16 protein-coding genes and 1 other RNA gene are annotated in these 16,407 nt (G+C 70.3%); 10 read left to right on the top strand and 7 right to left on the bottom strand.

Annotated elements, in window-relative coordinates; all coding sequences use genetic code 11:
* The first annotated feature begins 12 nt into the window (after positions 1-12).
* Complete coding sequence (locus DL990_RS01090; protein ID WP_125797640.1) at positions 13-999, top strand: hypothetical protein; 987 nt, start codon at positions 13-15, stop codon at positions 997-999.
* Here the strand turns inward: DL990_RS01090 and DL990_RS01085 are convergent.
* Positions 993-1,577: a hypothetical protein gene (locus tag DL990_RS01085; protein WP_125784947.1), complete on the bottom strand. Its 585-nt coding sequence runs from the start codon at positions 1,575-1,577 to the stop codon at positions 993-995. The genes DL990_RS01090 and DL990_RS01085 overlap by 7 nt on opposite strands.
* Before the next feature lie 170 nt (positions 1,578-1,747).
* Between DL990_RS01085 and DL990_RS01080 the strand changes: the two genes are divergently transcribed.
* Together DL990_RS01080 and DL990_RS01075 are read left to right on the top strand one after the other, a co-directional pair.
* Positions 1,748-2,497 (top strand): response regulator transcription factor, encoded by a 750-nt coding sequence (locus DL990_RS01080; RefSeq protein ID WP_125797639.1) that lies wholly within the window; start codon positions 1,748-1,750, stop codon positions 2,495-2,497.
* On the top strand, positions 2,475-3,956 hold the full coding sequence (locus DL990_RS01075) for a HAMP domain-containing sensor histidine kinase (protein WP_125797638.1): 1,482 nt from the start codon (positions 2,475-2,477) through the stop codon (positions 3,954-3,956). The genes DL990_RS01080 and DL990_RS01075 overlap by 23 nt, the downstream gene beginning before the upstream one ends.
* On the opposite strand, the gene DL990_RS01070 is transcribed toward DL990_RS01075, so the two are convergent.
* Positions 3,928-4,824: a serine/threonine dehydratase gene (locus DL990_RS01070; RefSeq protein ID WP_125784950.1), complete on the bottom strand. Its 897-nt coding sequence runs from the start codon at positions 4,822-4,824 to the stop codon at positions 3,928-3,930. The genes DL990_RS01075 and DL990_RS01070 overlap by 29 nt on opposite strands.
* Positions 4,825-4,870: 46 nt before the next feature.
* On the opposite strand from DL990_RS01070, the gene ffs reads away from it, so the two are divergent.
* An RNA gene (gene ffs, locus DL990_RS01065) (signal recognition particle sRNA small type) lies at positions 4,871-4,965 on the top strand.
* 502 nt (positions 4,966-5,467) lie between these two features.
* Here the strand turns inward: ffs and DL990_RS01060 are convergent.
* Positions 5,468-6,301, bottom strand: coding sequence for a spermidine synthase (locus tag DL990_RS01060; RefSeq protein ID WP_125784951.1), 834 nt, complete (start codon positions 6,299-6,301; stop codon positions 5,468-5,470).
* A gap of 29 nt (positions 6,302-6,330) precedes the next feature.
* On the opposite strand from DL990_RS01060, the gene DL990_RS01055 reads away from it, so the two are divergent.
* On the top strand, positions 6,331-8,388 hold the full coding sequence (locus tag DL990_RS01055) for a DNA polymerase III subunit gamma and tau (RefSeq protein WP_125784952.1): 2,058 nt from the start codon (positions 6,331-6,333) through the stop codon (positions 8,386-8,388).
* 17 nt (positions 8,389-8,405) lie between these two features.
* Here DL990_RS01055 and DL990_RS01050 read toward each other — a convergent pair whose 3' ends face one another.
* Both DL990_RS01050 and DL990_RS01045 read right to left on the bottom strand, forming a co-directional pair.
* Positions 8,406-9,167, bottom strand: a complete 762-nt coding sequence (locus DL990_RS01050) for an endonuclease/exonuclease/phosphatase family protein (RefSeq protein ID WP_125784953.1) — start codon at positions 9,165-9,167, stop codon at positions 8,406-8,408.
* Entirely contained in the window at positions 9,164-10,144 is a 981-nt protein-coding gene (locus DL990_RS01045) for a helix-turn-helix transcriptional regulator (RefSeq protein ID WP_125797637.1), read from the bottom strand. Before DL990_RS01045 ends, DL990_RS01050 begins: the two co-directional genes overlap by 4 nt.
* A gap of 247 nt (positions 10,145-10,391) precedes the next feature.
* Here DL990_RS01045 and DL990_RS01040 point away from each other — a divergent pair, with 247 nt between their 5' ends.
* Positions 10,392-10,745 carry a helix-turn-helix transcriptional regulator gene (locus DL990_RS01040; protein ID WP_125784955.1) on the top strand — a complete coding sequence of 118 codons (354 nt, stop codon included), beginning with the start codon at positions 10,392-10,394 and terminating at the stop codon, positions 10,743-10,745.
* Here DL990_RS01040 and DL990_RS01035 read toward each other — a convergent pair.
* Complete coding sequence (locus tag DL990_RS01035; RefSeq protein ID WP_125785022.1) at positions 10,742-11,584, bottom strand: N-acetylmuramoyl-L-alanine amidase; 843 nt, start codon at positions 11,582-11,584, stop codon at positions 10,742-10,744. The two genes, DL990_RS01040 and DL990_RS01035, sit on opposite strands and share 4 nt — an antisense overlap.
* A gap of 89 nt (positions 11,585-11,673) precedes the next feature.
* Between DL990_RS01035 and DL990_RS01030 the strand changes: the two genes are divergently transcribed.
* Positions 11,674-12,030, top strand: coding sequence for a YbaB/EbfC family nucleoid-associated protein (locus DL990_RS01030; RefSeq protein ID WP_125784956.1), 357 nt, complete (start codon positions 11,674-11,676; stop codon positions 12,028-12,030).
* A 1-nt stretch (position 12,031) separates the two neighbouring features.
* The gene (gene recR, locus DL990_RS01025) at positions 12,032-12,628 is read left to right on the top strand and encodes a recombination mediator RecR (protein ID WP_125784957.1); all 597 of its coding nucleotides are present in this window, start codon (positions 12,032-12,034) and stop codon (positions 12,626-12,628) included.
* Positions 12,629-12,850: 222 nt separating this feature from the next.
* Here recR and DL990_RS01020 read toward each other — a convergent pair whose 3' ends face one another.
* Positions 12,851-13,963, bottom strand: coding sequence for a UDP-N-acetylglucosamine 2-epimerase (locus tag DL990_RS01020; protein ID WP_125784958.1), 1,113 nt, complete (start codon positions 13,961-13,963; stop codon positions 12,851-12,853).
* A gap of 61 nt (positions 13,964-14,024) precedes the next feature.
* Here DL990_RS01020 and DL990_RS01015 point away from each other — a divergent pair, with 61 nt between their 5' ends.
* Positions 14,025-15,041 (top strand): glycosyltransferase family A protein, encoded by a 1,017-nt coding sequence (locus DL990_RS01015; RefSeq protein WP_125784959.1) that lies wholly within the window; start codon positions 14,025-14,027, stop codon positions 15,039-15,041.
* Positions 15,038-16,336: a hypothetical protein gene (locus DL990_RS01010; RefSeq protein ID WP_125797636.1), complete on the top strand. Its 1,299-nt coding sequence runs from the start codon at positions 15,038-15,040 to the stop codon at positions 16,334-16,336. Before DL990_RS01015 ends, DL990_RS01010 begins: the two co-directional genes overlap by 4 nt.
* The last annotated feature ends 71 nt before the right edge of the window (positions 16,337-16,407 follow it).

The raw sequence follows: 16,407 nt of genomic DNA, 5'->3' as shown, positions 1-16,407 counted from the left end.
AGATCGAAAGCCATGGGGATCACGAAGACTCCCGTGCTGTGGACGGCCGGAGCACCGGGAGCCGGGAAGTCCACCACCGCCTGGGGTTTGTACACGCGCATCGTGGAAGCGGGCGGCAACGTCGCGTACGTCGACATCGACCAGCTCGGGTTGATCGGCCCGCCTCCGGGCGGTGGCGAAGCCGCACACGCGATCAAGGCGGCCAATCTGCTGCGGGTGCTGGGGATCCTGCGCTCGCGGGGTACCAGGCAGCTCGTCGTGTCCGGGATCGTGGACCCCGAAAACGGTGTCGAGCCGCATTTCGGTGGCGGCGACTTCGACCTCACCCTCATCCGGCTGACGTGCGATCGCGACGAACTCCGGAGCCGGTTCCTCGGCCGAGGATCACCCGCCGCGGCGCTGCCCGGCCTGTACGCGGTGGCGGACGCCTATGACCGCACCGGTTTCGGCGAGGCGATGGACACGACCGGGCAGCGGCACGAGGAGACCGTGGTGACCGGACCGACGGCGGTCGGCAAATCGACGGCCGCCTTCAGCGCGCTGCGGGACCTCTGGGCACGCGAGATGCCCGTCGCCTACGTCGATCTAGCGCAACTCGGGTTCGCGAACCCCGGTCCGGATCCGGCACTGGAGGCGGCGAATCTCGCGGCCGTCTGGCGCGGCTACCGCGAAGCCGGAGCGAAGCGGCTGATCGTCGTCGCCAGGGAATTCCTTCCGGAGCACCGGCGGGTCTTCGAGGAGGTCACCGTCGTCCACCTCGACGCGGACGCCCCGACGCTCACCGAACGCGTCGGGCGCCGCGCCGAGGGCGAAAGCGCGCTGCTGGCGGGCGACGAACTACGTGGCGTGCCACCAGTCGTCCGTGACCGGGTGGCCGCCCGCGCGGTCACCGAGGCGGCCCGGATGCGGCAGGCCCGCACCGACCGCGTCGTCCTGGACACCACCGGGCAGGAGCCCGCCGAGACGGCCGCCGCGCTGCTCGCCGTCGTGGCTCAGTAGCGGCGCGGGCCGTCCTGCCCCTGCTGACCCTGTTGCCCCTGACCGGGTCCGCCGCGCTGGTTCTGCCCCGGTTTGCCGATGGTCGTCGCCGTCGCGGTGTCGCCGGTGACCGTGGCGTTCACCATCACCGTCTCGCCGGTCTTGGGATCGCCGGTCTTCCGTGTCGACGCGTCGATCGTGTAGACCTGCTTGTAGCCGTCCTTGCTGGTCAGGCTGATGGACGTCGCGCTGATCCCGGTGATCTCGCCGGTCTGCGTCCGTTCGGTGCGGTAGCCGCCCTTGCCGTCGGAGACGACGAAGTCGCCGTGCAGCGTGTCGCGCGGCATACCCCCGCCAGGGCCGACGAGCACCCGGCCGCCGCCGGGGCCGCCCATCATGCCGCCCTGTTCGGCGCCGTTCGCGGCGGTTCCGGCCCAGATCGCGGCTCCGCCGCCGGCGGCGATCACCACCGCCACCACGGCCGCGATCGCGGTCTTGCGGCCCGACCAGGTCTTCTTCGGTTCACCCGCCGGGGCAGGCGCGCCCCAGGTGGCGGTCTCGTCCGCCGGGGGTTCGGCGGGTTTGGTCGGTTCGGTCATCTGGTCGCCTCCGTGTGGTCGGTTGCGGCCATGGTCGGCGCCGTCGCTGTGCGGAAGCTGTGCCGTCGGTGGGCACGCGCTGTGTTTCGCTCCCCGGCAGGGTGATCGTTCACAGGAAACGCACAGGCGGGACACAGAGAAGCCTCATCGGGGCCGCCCACGATGGCAGCATGACCAGTGTGAACGTCCCTTCGTCCGGTTCCGGCAAGGCGGGCCTGCGCCGCGCCGACGGCAGCGCCGTGCGGGTGCTGGTCGTCGACGACGAGGCGACCCTGTCCGAGCTCGTGTCGATGGCGCTGCGCATGGAGGGCTGGGACATCCGTACCGCCGCCGACGGTATCGAGGCGGTCCGCGTCGCCAGGGAATTCCGGCCGGACGCGGTGGTGCTGGACGTCATGCTGCCGGATATGAGCGGCCTGGACGTGTTGCGGCGCCTGCGTTCCGAGGTGCCGAACCTGCCGGTGCTGTTCCTGACCGCGAAGGACGCGGTGGAGGACCGGATCGCCGGGCTCACCGCGGGCGGCGACGACTACGTCACCAAACCGTTCAGCCTGGAGGAGGTCGCGTTGCGGCTGCGCGCGCTGCTGCGGCGCGCGGGCGGGGTCGCCGGGCCGAGCGGTTCGACGCTCGTCGTCGGAGACCTGACCCTGGACGAGGACAGCCGCGAAGTGCACCGCGGCGGCGATTTGGCGCCGTTGACCGCGACCGAGTTCGAGCTGCTGCGTTACCTCATGCGGAATCCGAAGCGGGTGCTGTCGAAGGCGCAGATCCTCGACCGGGTGTGGAGCTACGACTTCGGCGGCCAGGCCAACATCGTCGAGCTGTACATTTCCTACCTCCGCAAGAAGATCGACGCCGACAGGGAACCGATGATCCACACGATGCGCGGCGCCGGGTATGTCCTCAAACCCGCGGGGTAGGCGGCCGTGGTCGCTGCGACGGCGGTTGATCGCGCAGGTCGCGGGGCTGCTCGCGCTCGTCTGCCTGGTGGTCGGCGTGGTGACCGAACTGGCGTTGCGCGACTTCCTGTTCGACCAGCTCGACGCCCGGCTCGCCGAGACGAGTGAACGCGCGAGCCGTCCGCCGCCACCGGGCCGTCCCGGCGGGGAACGGGTTCCCGAGGGCCTGCGCGCGTACGGGCAGAGCACCGGTTCGTTGTTCGTGAACATCCTCCCGGACGGGCGGGTGATCGCGGCGGTGCTGCGGTCCAGCTACGACGCGAAGATCGCCGATCCGTTCCCCCACGACCCGCTCGGCCCGGCCCAGATGTCCGTGCTCCTGCGGTCGACGCCGACCGACAAGCCCACCGACGTGGACCTCGGGGCACTCGGGGAGTACCGCGTGGTGGCCAAATCGGCGGCCAACGGCAGCGTCGCGATCACCGGACTGCCCACAAAGGACGTCACGGACACGTTGTGGAACCTGGGTTTCATCTTCGGCGGAGTGGCCATCGGCGGCATCGTGCTCGCGGGTGCGCTCGGCGCGGTGACCGTGCGGCGCACCATGAAACCTCTCGACCGCCTGGCCGCCACCGCGACCAGGGTCGCCGAACTCCCGTTGGATCGCGGCGAGGTCGCGCTGTCCGAGCGAGTGTCCGAAGTGGACACCGATCCGCGCACCGAGGTCGGCAAGGTCGGCTTCGCGCTCAACCGCATGCTCGGCCATATCGCGAGCGCCTTGTCCGCCCGGCAGGCCAGCGAGAGCCGGGTGCGCCGGTTCGTCGCGGACGCCAGCCACGAACTGCGGACCCCGCTCGCGGCCATCCGCGGCTACGCGGAACTCACCCGGCGGTCCGGTTCCGAGGTGCCGCCGGACATCGCGTTCGCGATGGGCAGGGTCGAGTCGGAATCGACGCGGATGACCGGCCTTGTCGAGGATCTGCTGCTGCTCGCGCGGCTCGACTCCGGCCGTCCGGTGGTGCACCAGCCGGTCGATCTGTCGCGGCTGGTCGCGGACGCCGTCGCCGACGCGCACGTCGCCGGGCCGGAGCACAAGTGGCTGCTGGAGGTGCCGCCGGAGCCGATCACCGTACTCGGCGACGCGGATCAACTGCACCAGGTGGTGATCAACCTGCTCGGCAACGCGCGCACGCACACCCCGACCGGCACCGAGGTCGCCACCTCTCTATCCATAGTGGACTCGGTGGTGACACTGTCCATTGCCGACAGTGGTCCGGGTATTCCGCCGTCGATCCTCCCGGACGTCTTCGAACGCTTCGCCCGCGGCGACGATTCGAGGTCACGGGCGGCGGGCAGCACCGGACTCGGGCTGGCCATCGTCGCGGCCGTCGTCTCCGCGCACGGTGGACAGGTCGGGGTCGCCAGCCGTCCGGGGCGGACAGAGTTCCGAGTCAGGCTCCGGGTGTCCAGTCACTGTTAGCGCCGCACAGGATCACGCAGGGCAGCTCGCCTTCGGTCCGTCCGGCCAGCCACGCGGCGAACGGGACGGCCGCGGCCGGTTCGACGGCGAGGCGGAACTCCTCCCAGAGCCGGTCCCGCGCGGCGAGCAGTTCCGCGTCGCTGACCAGCACGGAGGTCACCCGCTCGCGCAGCACGGCGAACGGGACGTTCCCGATCCTGGTCGCGCCCAGCGCCGACGCCGCCACCGAGTCGATCTCCACGTCCACCGGCTCGCCCGCCGCCAGCGCCGCGTCGAGCGCGCGGCACCGCTCCGGCTCGACGGCGTACGTCGGCAACCCGGCCAGCGACGTGCCCGCGACCAGTCCGCCACCGCCGACCGCGACCAAGAACGCGTCGACGTCCGGCGCGTCCTGGACCACTTCGGCCGCCACAGTGCCCTGACCGGCGACGACGGTGGGATCGTCGTACGCGTGCAGATACCGCGTACCCGGCTCAGAGGCGGCTTCGAGCGCCTTCGCGGCGGCCTCGGCGTACGTCGCTCCGTGACGGATGAGCTTCGCGCCCGCGGCCTCGATCCTGGCCGCCTTCGCCTGCGGAGCCGACTCCGGCACGTACACCGTCGCGGGCAGATTCAGCAGCGAAGCCGCCGTCGCCACGCCCAGCCCGTGGTTGCCGCCGGACGCCGTCAGCACCCGCTCCGGCAACGGCCCGCTCAGCAGCGCGTTCACCGCGCCCCGCAGTTTGAACGACCCGCTCCGCTGCAGATGCTCCAGCTTGAGCACCAGCGGCCGCCCGTCGACCTCGGCGCGCAGCAGCGGCGTGTGTCGCACGAACGGGTGGACGGCATCGGCGGCCTTGAGGACATCTACCCAGGTCGGAGTACTCATACCCCCCACTGTCCTCCATGCGTGGACGGGAGTGACTACACTGGTCCTCGGATCCCGCGCGGCGTCCATCTTGTGAACCTCCCCAGGGCCGGAAGGCAGCAAGGATAAGCAAGCTCTGACGGGTGCGCGGGATCCCCTCATTTTTGTGGGGTGCAACCCCACGCCCGCCCGGCGGGGCTTCGCCCCCCCGGACCCCCACGGTCGGTCGCTGGGGCGACCCGGAAGGCCATCACGAGCCTCAGCAGCGAACGGCGGCGCGTGAAGGACTCCTTGCCTCGGCTCAGCCGAGGGAACTCGACCTTCACACCTTCATGTACTGCACGCGAGCAAAGCCGCAAGCCACGCGCAGGTATCCAAGAGAGGGTTCTAACCCTCCCAAACACTCGCGACCCTCCGCAAAACGCTCGAATCGGGCACTGCCACCCCGGAACTGTCCCCTGTGGACAGTCGAGGAGGCGCCAGGTCACCGTGACAAGCCCGCCGCCGCCTCGCTGCCCGCTTGATCAGTGGTTATGCGACTCTTCCGGGGCCCTGCGCCAGGTGCGAGAAGGGGTCTTCGCGGCCCGGCGACTCCGGACTTGCCAGCCGCTCGAGCACTGCCGGCCAGTCCGCGAACACGACACGGTTGACCTTCACGTGCGTTCTAGAAGATCCCGAAGACGTCCTTCGGCGGCACAGGTGACGGCAGGGCGTCCGCGTCGGTGATGGGTTTCGCTTTGCCTTGCAGGTCGCGGAGGTCTTCACCAGCGACGCAGCGGGCCGGATAGGCGGACGACGCGGCCCGGCGGGTCATCTCGGTCACCGGCAGTTCGACGCGGGAAGCGGCGACGACGATGTTCCCGAACCGGCGGCCCCGCAGGACACCCGGCTCCGCGAGCAGCGCGAGGTGCGGGAACGACGTCGCCAGTGTCGCCAGGAACCGGCGGAGGAACGGCAGGTTCGGGCCGTCGGAGACGTTGGCGAGGTAGGTCCCGGCCGGCCGGAGGACGCGCGCGGCCTCGTTCGTGAACTCGACGGTCGCGAGTCCACCGGCCAGGACTCCGCGCTCGAAAGCGTCCACGATCACCAGGTCGGCCGAAGCGTCGTACCTGCTGGAGACGCCTTCGCGGCCGTCGCCGACTCGGACCTTCAGGCCCTTCAGACCCAGTTGCTCGCGGATGAGCGCGACGAGCTCGCCGTCGGCGTCGAAGACCAGCTGCCGCGAGCGCGCCCGCGCGGCGGCGATGTAGCGCGGAAGCGTGCAGGCCGCCCCGCCGACGTGCAGTACGTCGAGCGGGCCCTCGCCGAGGCAGTCGACGACGTCGGCGATACGGCGGATGTAGTCGAACTCGAGATCCGTGGGGTCGTCGAGGTTGACGTGCGACTGGGCGACGCCGTCGACCGAGATCATCCAGGCGTTCGGGCGGTCGGCGTCCCGGAGCAGCTCGGCCGTGCCGAAGCGGACCGGATACTTGCCGGGGGTCGGTGCCGGTCTCACCTGTCGTGCCCTCCCGGTAGTCTCGCCGCGTGGCTCTAGCTCTATACCGAAAGTACCGTCCGGCTACCTTCGCCGAGGTCGTCGGGCAGGAGCATGTGACCGATCCGCTGCGTACGGCGCTCGCCGCCGGGCGCATCAACCACGCCTACCTCTTCTCCGGCCCGCGCGGCTGCGGCAAGACGTCGAGCGCCCGCATCATGGCGCGTTCACTGAACTGCGCGAAGGGCCCGACGCCGGATCCGTGCGGCGAGTGCAACTCGTGCCGCAACCTCGCGCCCGAAGGCCCCGGCAGCGTCGACGTCACCGAACTCGACGCCGCCAGCCACGGTGGCGTCGACGACGCCCGCGAGCTGCGGGACAGGGCCTTCTACGCCCCGGCGGACTCGCGCTACCGCGTCTTCATCATCGACGAGGCGCACATGGTCACCACGCAGGGCTTCAACGCCCTGCTGAAGATCGTGGAAGAGCCGCCGGAGCACCTGATCTTCATCTTCGCGACCACCGAACCGGACAAGGTGCTGCCCACCATCCGGTCGCGGACGCACCACTACCCCTTCCGGCTGATCCCGCCCAGCTCCATGCGTGAACTGCTGGAACGCAACGTCGCCGCCGAGGGCGCGCAGGTCGAGCCCGCGGTGTATCCGCTGGTCATCCGCGCGGGCGGTGGTTCGGCGCGGGACACGCAATCGGTGCTGGACCAGCTGCTGGCGGGGGCCGGGCCGGACGGCGTCGACTACTCGCGCGCGGTGTCGCTGCTGGGTGTCACCGACGTCGCGCTCATCGACGGCATGGTCGACGCGCTGGCCGCGGACGACGCGGCGGCCGTGTTCGGCACGGTCGAGAGCCTCGCCGAGGCCGGGCACGATCCGCGCCGGTTCGCCACCGACCTGCTCGACCGCCTGCGCGATCTGGTGATGCTGCGCTCGGTGCCGGACGCGGGCGAGCGCGGGCTGGTCGCCGCGCCGGACGACGAACTCAAGAAGATGAAGGAGCAGGCGGGCAAACTGGAGCCCGCCACGCTCTCGCGCTACGCCGACATCGTCCACAATGGACTCTTGGAGATGCGGGGCGCGACCTCGCCGCGGCTGGTGCTGGAACTGCTGACGGCGCGGATGCTGCTGCCGTCGGTCGCCGAGGGCACCGACGCGCTGCTCGCCCGTCTCGAACGGCTCGAGCGGCGTGCCGCCTCGGCCCCGGCGCCCGTCGCCAGTGCTCCGGCACAGGCTGCTCCGGCCGCGCAAGCCCCTCAGGCTGCTCCGGTGGCGCAGTCCGCGCCCGTCCCGGCCGCGACTTCGGGTGAACCCGTCCGCGAGTTCCAACGGCCGTCGCAACGCCCCGCCGCACCCGCTCAGCAGCCCGCGCCGTCCCCGCAGGCCGCACCGGCATCCCAGCCCGTCACGCGGCCGGAACCGGTCGCCGAACGGCCGGCCCCGCAACGCCCGTCCGCGCCCACCCCGCCGCCGGCCGCGCCCGCGGCGGCGGCAGCGCCTTCGGGTGGCTCGACGGACGTGGACGGGATCCGCGCCCGGTGGCCGCAGGTGCAGGCCGCGATCCGCAAGATCCCGGGCGGCACCGTCACCGGCGCGATGCTCACGCAGGCGAGTGTGGTGAGTGTCGAAGGCAACGCCGTCACGCTCACGCACAACGCGGAACCGGTGGTCCGCAGGCTTTCCGAACCGCTGCACACGGAGCGCATCGCGGCCGCGTTCAAGGCGGTCTTCGAAGACGACTGGCAGATCCGGTGCGTCCACGGCGCCGCGCAGCCCAGGCAGGCCGCCGCTCCCAAGGCCGCGCCGCCGCCGTCCGCGCCTGAGCGCTCCTTCACCCGCCGGTCAGCCGAAGCGCCCTCCGCCGCTCCGGCGCCTTCCGTGCCGAAGCCGGAGCCCCAGCGGTCGAAGGTGGTCACGACCGAGCCCGACATCCCGCTCCCGCCCGAGCCGGCGGAGGAGGACGAGGACCTCTACAACGAGGACGCGAGCCCCGCGCCGCCGCCTCCGCCGCTCCCGCCGGAGAAGGATCCGGAAGAGATCGCCCGGAAACTCCTCGCCGACCACCTCAACGCCCGCCCCCTCGACGAACGCAAGTAGTCACCTGGATGCGGGGGTCAGCGGGTCAGGGTGACCCGCCAGGCCGGGTGATCGGTGCCGGGGATCGACGTCTTCCCGGAGCTGCCGAAGCCGAAGGCGCCCCCGGCGATGATGTGCTGCACGCTGCCGTCGCCCTTCCGGAACGACCCGGCGGGAACGCACGCCTGCGCGCTCGGATCACCCGGGTAGCGCAGGTTCAGGTCACCGCCGAACACGGTGCCGGTGCCGTACTTCGCCAGCAGCCCCTTCAGGTCCTGACACTGCTGTTCGACCGCGGGCCGCTTCGTCGACAGGTGCGTGGTGCACGCGTTGACCGTGCCGAACTTCGCGCACAGGTAGGCGCGCTGTTCCGCCCCGCCGTCCTGAGGCCCGTAGTAGCCGCCTTCGCGCGCCTTCACCGCGCCGAGGTCCTGTCTGGCCAGCACCGCGATGCCGTACTCGCCACGCCCTGACGTGCACGGATACGGCGTCGTCCGGCCGTTCTCCTTCTTGCCGACGGGCTGCCACACGACCGTGTAGACCCGGCCCGACCGCGCCTTGACGTCGGCGGCCAGCTTCGTCGTTTCCGACGAGCAGGCCTCGTTCACCGTCACGACGGCCGGGTTCACCGCGACGATCGTGCTCGCGGCCTTCGCCATCGGGTTCGTCCCGCCCTGGTCGAAGCATTTCGCGACGCCGCTGCGGCACAGGTTCATCTGCAACACCGGGAAGTCCGTCGCGGCGGCGGCGGGGGCGGCCGTGCCGAGGAGCAGTGCGACGACGGCGAGTACCGATTTCATGGAGAGGTCCCTTCGTGGAGTTCCCCGGTGAGCAGTGCCGTGCCGAGGCGGGTGAGGTGGTGCAGGATGGCGCCGCCCTGCCTGGCGCTGGAGACGAGCCCGGCCTCGCGCAGCACGGCGGCCTGTTTGCTGGCCGTGCCGATCGAGGTGCCGAGGCAGGTGGCCAGCTTGCTGGTCGTACGCGGTACGCGCAGCGCGCCGAGGCTCTCGGCACGGGTCCGGCCGAGGAGCGCCACCAGTTCGGGGGACGTGTCCGCCGGACGGGCACTCGTCACGCGGGCGGGGTAGAGCAGCACCGGCGGCAGCGCCGGATCGATGAAGGTGACCGGTGTGTTCGCGCAGAACCGGCTCGGGATCAAGGTCAGCCCCCGGCCGCCGAGGTGGACGGTCCGCTCCCGGGGGTACGCGATCTCCAGCACCTCGCCGTCCCAGCCGCGCACGCCTGGGATGCCCCGCATCATCGCTCCCGCCCCCTCGGTGGCCAACGTGCGGACGCGCCGGGCGCGATCGGCGGCGACGGTCTCGCGCATGCCGTGCCAGAACGGCGCGATCACCAGTTCGTAGGAGTCGCGCAGGGCGCCGACGACCCCGTGCACCTCCTCGCGATCGCCGTCGGCGAGCCGTTTCACCCAGTGCGGCGCGGCGCCGGTGAACACGGTCCGGAGATCGGCGCTCAACCGGCGGCGGGGTGTGCACGCCACCGCTTCGAGCCCGCTTTCGAACGATCCCGCCGAGCTGGGTGGGGTCAGGAAGTCGGGAAAGTTCCCCTTCGGCGGAACCAGCGTGAACAGCGTCTTCAGTGATCGTGCCGCTTCTTCGTTCTGCCGCGCGTTCAGCTGGACTCGCTGACGCCAGGCCGACGGGTGGTTCTCCCGCAGTTGATGTGAACCGAGAACCAGTTCCCACAACGGGTCGGGTGCTTCGGCGATCCGGATCCCTTGGAGATCCTCCCGGTCGAAGATCATGCGCAGTGTCATGCCATGTCCCCCTCAAGACGGCATTTCATTCCCCGGCGGTAACTCAAACGTGCCTGACGCCGCCCGGCAAGCGGTTCGCCTCGATCCGGGAGGGTGAGACGAAAACGCGGCGCTGACCTGCGGGAACGTGGACGCCTGAGACGTCTCTGGGACGGCAGGCGGCGGCAGGGTTTTCGCTGGGGCGAAAAGGTGTGTCCCCGTGCGCGGCCATCGGTGACGCTTCGTAGGCACCATTCGGGGAGGGTCCATGACAGCTGGAGAGCACGGCCGCGCCCTGGCGGAACTGCTCGTGGAGCTGAAACGGCGTAGTGGCCACAGCTACGAACGGATCGGCGCCAAGGCGCGGCTGAGCCGGTCGACGGTGCATCGCTACTGCAGCGGTGCCACCGTTCCGGTCGCCTTCGGTCCGCTGGAACGGATCGCGACGGTCTGCCGGGCCGGGCGCGACGAGCGGGCGAAGCTCTTCCGGTTGTGGGAAGGCGCGGACGCGGCAAGGGGGAGGGACGCCGCGTCCGCGCCTTCCGTTCCGGCGCCCGGGAAACGGAACCGGACGGGCTGGTGGCCTCGGCGCCTGCGGTGGAAGCGCCTAGCCGAGCCCTAGCCCGCTAGGTAGTCCTCGATGGCCTTCGCGATGACGGCCGCGTACTGCTGACGTCCTTCTTCGCTCGCCATCGCCGCCGCCTCGGCGGCGTTGCGCATGTTCCCGCATTCGACGAGCGCGGCCGGACGGGTCGAGAGGTTGAGACCACCGAGGTCACCGCGCGGGGCGAGCCCGTTCGAACCGAGGTACGTCGACGTCGGGAAGCCGCCCGCGCGGATGCCGTCCCGCAACGCCGTCGCGAGTTTCACCGAGGGCTCGCCCTGCTGGGCGTTCAGGGGCGGGGCGGAATAGGCGACATGGAAACCGTGCGCTCCGGCGGAATTCGAGCCGTCCGCGTGGATCGACACGACGGCGTCCGCCTCGGCGTCGTTCCCGATCGCGGCGCGTTCGTTCACGCACGGCCCGACCCCGGTGTCGTTCTGCCGGGTGAGGATGACGCGGATTCCCTTGGCCGCCAAGGCCTGCGAGATCCGCTGCGACACATCCCAGGTGAACGCGTGCTCGGAATAGCCGGAATTCGTCGAGGTTCCGGTGGTGTTGCACGGTTTCGTCTTGCCGCGTCCCGCCGGGACCTGCTTGTTGATCTCGCCGGGCTTGCCGGAGTTGCCGCCGTTGTGGCCGGGATCGAGCACGACGACCTTGCCCGTCTTCGGCTGCCGTGTGCTCGGAGGCGGCTGAGGCGCGCTCGAAGGCGGCGCGCTCGTCGTGGGACTCGGCCGCGGAAGCGTGGTGAAGACCGTGGTGGTCCCCGGAGCGGACGGACTCGACGGCGAGGACGCGGGGGTGTCCACCCCGCACGCCGTGAACAGCGTCAAGCCGATCGCCACCATGAGGCCCATCCGTCGTCGCACGGCGCCCACGGTGCCACACGGGTGACGGCTAGGCTGGTAGGCGGCACGGGATTTTCCAGGAGAGGACCGATCGGATCATGGTGCAACCCGGTGGCGGCTTCGACCTGTCGCAGATCATGCAGCAGGCACAGCAGATGCAGCAGAAGCTCGTCGAGGCCCAGGAAGAGCTGGCCAACACGGAGGTGACCGGCACTTCCGGCGGCGGCCTGGTCACCGCGACCGTGTCCGGCGACAGTCAGCTCAAAGCGCTGGCCATCGACCCCAAGGTGGTCGACCCCGACGACGTCGAGACCCTGTCCGACCTGGTCGTCGCGGCCGTGCGGGACGCCTCTGCCAACGCGCAGAAGCTCACCGAACAGAAACTCGGCCCGCTCGCCGGCGGCCTCGGCGGCGGAATGCCGGACCTCGGCGGCTTCCCCGGGCTCGGCGGCTAGCTTGTACGAGGGTGTCGTCCAGGATCTGATCGACGAGCTCGGGCGGCTGCCCGGCGTCGGCCCCAAGAGCGCGCAACGGATCGCCTTCCACCTGCTGGCGGCCGATCCCGCGGATATCTCGCGCTTGCAGGAAGTGCTCGGCAAGGTCAAGGAAGGCGTGCAGTTCTGCGAGGTCTGCGGCAACGTCTCGGAGCAGGAGACCTGCCGGATCTGCCGCGACACCCGCCGCGATCTCACGGTCATCTGCGTGGTCGAGGAGCCGAAGGATGTCCTCGCCGTCGAGCGGACGCGCGAGTTCAAGGGCCGCTACCACGTACTCGGCGGCGCGCTGGACCCGTTGTCCGGCATCGGGCCGGAGCAGTTGCGCATGCGTGAGCTGCTCGCGCGGATCGGCGGCGCGGAGATCAGCGAGATCATCATCGCGACCGACCCGAACACCGAAGGCGAGGCGACCGCGACGTACCTCGTGCGGATGCTTCGCGACTTCCCCGGCCTGACCGTGACGCGGCTGGCGTCGGGGCTGCCGATGGGCGGTGACCTGGAGTTCGCGGACGAGCTGACGCTGGGGCGGGCGCTCTCCGGCAGGCGGGCTCTCTAGCTTCTCTCTTGGGCTGCGGGATGCGGCCTGCGGTCCGTGAAGGCCTCCTTGAGGGACTCTGGGTCCCTCAAGGAGGCCTTCACGGACCGCCGCGGACGATCGCGACGGGCTGACGGGACGGCGGGCTCTCTAGCCTCCTTCAAGCGACATGAAAGGCCCCTTCATTGCAAAATTTGCAATGAAGGGGCCTTTCATGTCAGTCCGTGAAGGCCGCGCGAAGCGTCAGCAGTAGCCCAGACGGGCCAGGGTGTCGACGATGATCTCCGACGGGTGGAACTTGTCGACCCAGGACTCGCCGCGGCGGTTCTGGTAGGTGTCGAGGAAGTTCTGCAGCTTGTCCCCGCGCATCTCGGTCAGCACGACGGTCTCGCCGAGGTGCTGCGGCGTCTCGGTGCGCTCGCGGTGCACGGCGCACGGCAGGCCGAGGTAGTAGCACTCGGCCGACAGGCCGCCCGAGTCGGTGACGACGTATTCGGCGCGCGCGACCAGCGGCAGGAACTTCAGGTACCGCATCTTCGGCTGGAGGATGAAGTTCTTCTCGTCGAAGAGGTTCGCCAGGCCGAGCGAGCGGATCTTCTCGCGCTCGGGCGCGCCCGCCATGTAGAGGATCGGCATCTGCTTGCTCTGCTCGCGCAGGATCTCCAGCGCCTCGCGGTACTTGTCCGCGCGCGAGACCAGTTCGAACCGGTGCAGGGTGGCGAGGCCGAACTTCTCCGGCAGGCCCTCGACGTCGAGCGGGCCGTTGATGGCCATCCGCATCGCGTCGATCGCGGTGTTCGCCTCGGTGTCGACGACGACACCGCGCGCGTTGCGGAGGTTGTTCACCTCGCGCGCGCTCGGCGCGAAGTGCATGTCGACGATCTTCGCGGCGATCTTCCGGTTCAGCTCCTCCGGCAGCGGCGACATGATGCTGCCCGACCGCGCGCCCGCCTCGACGTGCCCGACCCGCGACTTGAGGATCCGCTTCCCGATGAGCGAGCCGTACGGCGTGGTGAACGTGTCGCCGTGCACCAGCACCAGCGGCGGACGGCCGTCCTCGACCAGCGCGGCCTTCAGTTCGGCGCGGCGGCTCCACGCGGTGCGCAGCACCTGCGCGGCCCAGCCCGGCACCTGCGCGGGCGACTCCAGGTTGTGCGCCTTCTCCTTCGGCACCAGCCAGACGTCGGGCTCGGGGAGGTTCAGATCGGCGAGAACGTCCGAGACCTCGTCGACGTGCTGGGCGGTGAACCAGATCTTCGGCCGGACCCCGCGTTCGAGGATGCCGTGGTAGACCGGCGCGATTTTGATCAGTTCCGCCGTGGTGCCGAGAATGAAGGAAATCACCGGAACAGCCATTCTGTCGGGGTCTGCGGTGCCCGAAGGATACTGGTGGGCCGCGCAAGGTAGCCTCGCCGGGGTGAGTGCGAATTCGCTCCTCCCGGCCCTGTCCGTGGTGATCCCGGTCTACAACGAGCAGAACTGGATCGACCGCAGTGTGGGGGCGCTGATCGCGTCGGCACAGGCGGCGAACTGGCCGGTCGAGGTCGTCGTGGTCGACGACGGCAGCACCGACGGCACCGGCGACAAGCTCGCCAAGCTGCAGGAGCTGTACGGCATCACCGTGCTCACCCAGCCGAACAGCGGCCGGTTCGAGGCACGCCGGGCGGGGATCGCGAAGGCGTCCGGGCGGCAGATCCTGCTGCTCGACAGCCGCGTGATCGTGGACTCCGGCTCGCTCACCTTCCTCCGCGACCAGCTCGTGGACCATCCCGAACGCACGGTGTGGAACGGTCACGTCAACGTCGCGTCCGAACACAATCCGTATGCGGGATTCATGGCCGGGCTGGTCAAGATCCCGTGGCGCCGTTATTGCGCGAACCCGCGGTTGATGTCCTTCGGTATCGAAGAGTTCGACGTCTTCCCTAAAGGCACGGGATTCTTTTCCGCGCCGAAGGACGTTCTCGAGGATTCGTCCAACGCGTTCGAGTCGCTCTTCGAAGACGTCCGTTTCGCCAGTGACGACACGGGTGTTCTGCGCTGGATCGCCGAACGTCACCGCATCTTCCTCGCGCCCGGCTTCTCCGCGACCTACCACGGCCGGGATTCGTTCAAGAAGTTCATCGGCCAGTCGTATTTCCGCGGCACCACGTTCGTCGATTCGTATCTCGCGTCGCCGGGGCCCGCGCGCAACGGACTGTTCGCCGCCATGGCCGTCGGAGTGCTCGGGCTCGGTGTCGCCGCGAAGCGCCCGAAGACCGCTGTCGCGCTGGCCGCCGCGGGTTCGACCGCCGCCGGCTTCGCGGTGACGAAGTTCGGCGCGACCAAGGCCGAGGCCAAGGCGGTCGCCCAGCTCACCCCGGTGTTCGCCGCCGGCTTCGGCGCCGGAGCGCTCCGAGGCCTCTTCATGGCGCTGCGGGCCCGGCTGCGGCGATGAGCAGCACGGTGAGCAGCGAAAAACTGGCGAAGGACACCGGGAAATCCGCCGGGCGGATCGGCGTCTACCTGCTGATCGCGATCGCGCTCGGCTACGTCCTCACCGTCGTCTGGGGCCGGACGCTGTCGAAGGCCGACAACGCCGTCCTGCTCTCCTTCTGGGGCATGTTGATGGGGCTGGGCGCCGCCCTGTCCCCGCTTGAGCAGGAGATCTCGCGCCAGTCCGCGCACGCCGCGCTCGAGGGGCGCAAGGCAGGGCGTCCGGCGGTGGTCGCGTTCGTCACCAGCGCGATCGCCGTGGCGATCGTCGGACTGGTCACGTTGCTTCCGCCGATCACCGACAAGGTCTACGGCGGCCAGTTCGCGCTCGCCGTGATCGTGCTCGCCGGCGGGCTTTCGTTCGCCTTCCAGTTCGCCGCGCGCGGGCTGCTGATCGGCCAGGACCACGTCCGGTCCTACTCCTGGCTGATCCTGGTCGAGGCGGCCGTGCGGATCCTGGTGGTCGCGGCCGTGGTGGTCGCCGGGCTCACCCAGGTCTACTGGTTCGCCATCGCCGCCGCGACCGGCTCGTTCGCCTGGCTGCTCTTCGCCCGTGGTGCCGCCAAGCTGGTCGATCCCAAGCTCGAAGCCGACGTGCCCGCGAAGCCGATCGTCAAGAACATGCTGATGCTCCTCGCGGGCGCCGGGCTCACCGCGAGCGTCATCACCGGGTACCCCGCGCTGGTCAGCCTGCTCGCCCCCGGTGGCGACAAGGACAAGCTCGGCGTGCTCTTCCTCGCCCTGTTCGTGGCCAGGACGCCGCTCACGCTGATGGCGCCGGTCCAGGCCCTCGCGGTGCCGACCGTGGTGCGTCTGTCCAGCACCGAGGAGGGCAAGCACCGGCTGCGGAAGCTGCTCGCGCTCGGTTCGGTGGGTGCGCTGGCGCTCGCGGCACTCGGTGCGCTGATCGGCTGGCTGATCGGCCCGTGGGTCGTGCGCCTGGTCTACGACGCCAAGAACAACCCCGAGGCCTGGTGGATGGCCGGGCTCGTCTGGTCCTCGGTGCTGCTGGCCGCGATGCAGCTGCTCGCCGCCGTCCTCGTCGCGCAGGCCAAGGCCACGAAGGTGTTGATCACCTGGGCGGCCGTCGTCGTCGCGACCGCGCTGGTCCTGCTGTTCTTCCCGGGCGACACCGTCGTGCGCGCCGTCGTCGGCCTCGCCGCCGGACCGACCGTCGGCCTGCTTGTCGTCATGGCGTTCGTGGTGCGCGGCACGCCCGGGCCGGGCAACGCGCGGCCTTCCGAAACGTCTCGATAGTGTGGCGGCGCCATCGCGCGCCGCGAACTTCGGTGGCGTTCCTGACGCCGAATAGGGTTGGACAGCGAATT

It is taken from the genome of Amycolatopsis sp. WAC 01416, assembly GCF_003947485.1.
Classification (GTDB): Bacteria; Actinomycetota; Actinomycetes; order Mycobacteriales; family Pseudonocardiaceae; genus Amycolatopsis.
The sequence above is the reverse complement of the archived record's forward strand: the minus strand, read 5'-3'. Positions and strand labels throughout refer to the sequence as shown.

Coding starts and splice junctions, on each gene's coding strand:
- DL990_RS01020 (WP_125784958.1), bottom strand. CDS start 13,963: ATGGCTGTTCCGGTGATTTCCTTCATTCTCGGCACCACGGCGGAACTG.
- DL990_RS01030 (WP_125784956.1), top strand. CDS start 11,674: ATGGTGCAACCCGGTGGCGGCTTCGACCTGTCGCAGATCATGCAGCAG.
- DL990_RS01040 (WP_125784955.1), top strand. CDS start 10,392: ATGACAGCTGGAGAGCACGGCCGCGCCCTGGCGGAACTGCTCGTGGAG.
- DL990_RS01085 (WP_125784947.1), bottom strand. CDS start 1,577: ATGACCGAACCGACCAAACCCGCCGAACCCCCGGCGGACGAGACCGCC.
- DL990_RS01035 (WP_125785022.1), bottom strand. CDS start 11,584: ATGGGCCTCATGGTGGCGATCGGCTTGACGCTGTTCACGGCGTGCGGG.
- DL990_RS01010 (WP_125797636.1), top strand. CDS start 15,038: ATGAGCAGCACGGTGAGCAGCGAAAAACTGGCGAAGGACACCGGGAAA.
- DL990_RS01070 (WP_125784950.1), bottom strand. CDS start 4,824: ATGAGTACTCCGACCTGGGTAGATGTCCTCAAGGCCGCCGATGCCGTC.
- DL990_RS01045 (WP_125797637.1), bottom strand. CDS start 10,144: ATGACACTGCGCATGATCTTCGACCGGGAGGATCTCCAAGGGATCCGG.
- DL990_RS01090 (WP_125797640.1), top strand. CDS start 13: ATGGGGATCACGAAGACTCCCGTGCTGTGGACGGCCGGAGCACCGGGA.
- DL990_RS01080 (WP_125797639.1), top strand. CDS start 1,748: ATGACCAGTGTGAACGTCCCTTCGTCCGGTTCCGGCAAGGCGGGCCTG.
- DL990_RS01075 (WP_125797638.1), top strand. CDS start 2,475: ATGTCCTCAAACCCGCGGGGTAGGCGGCCGTGGTCGCTGCGACGGCGG.
- DL990_RS01050 (WP_125784953.1), bottom strand. CDS start 9,167: ATGAAATCGGTACTCGCCGTCGTCGCACTGCTCCTCGGCACGGCCGCC.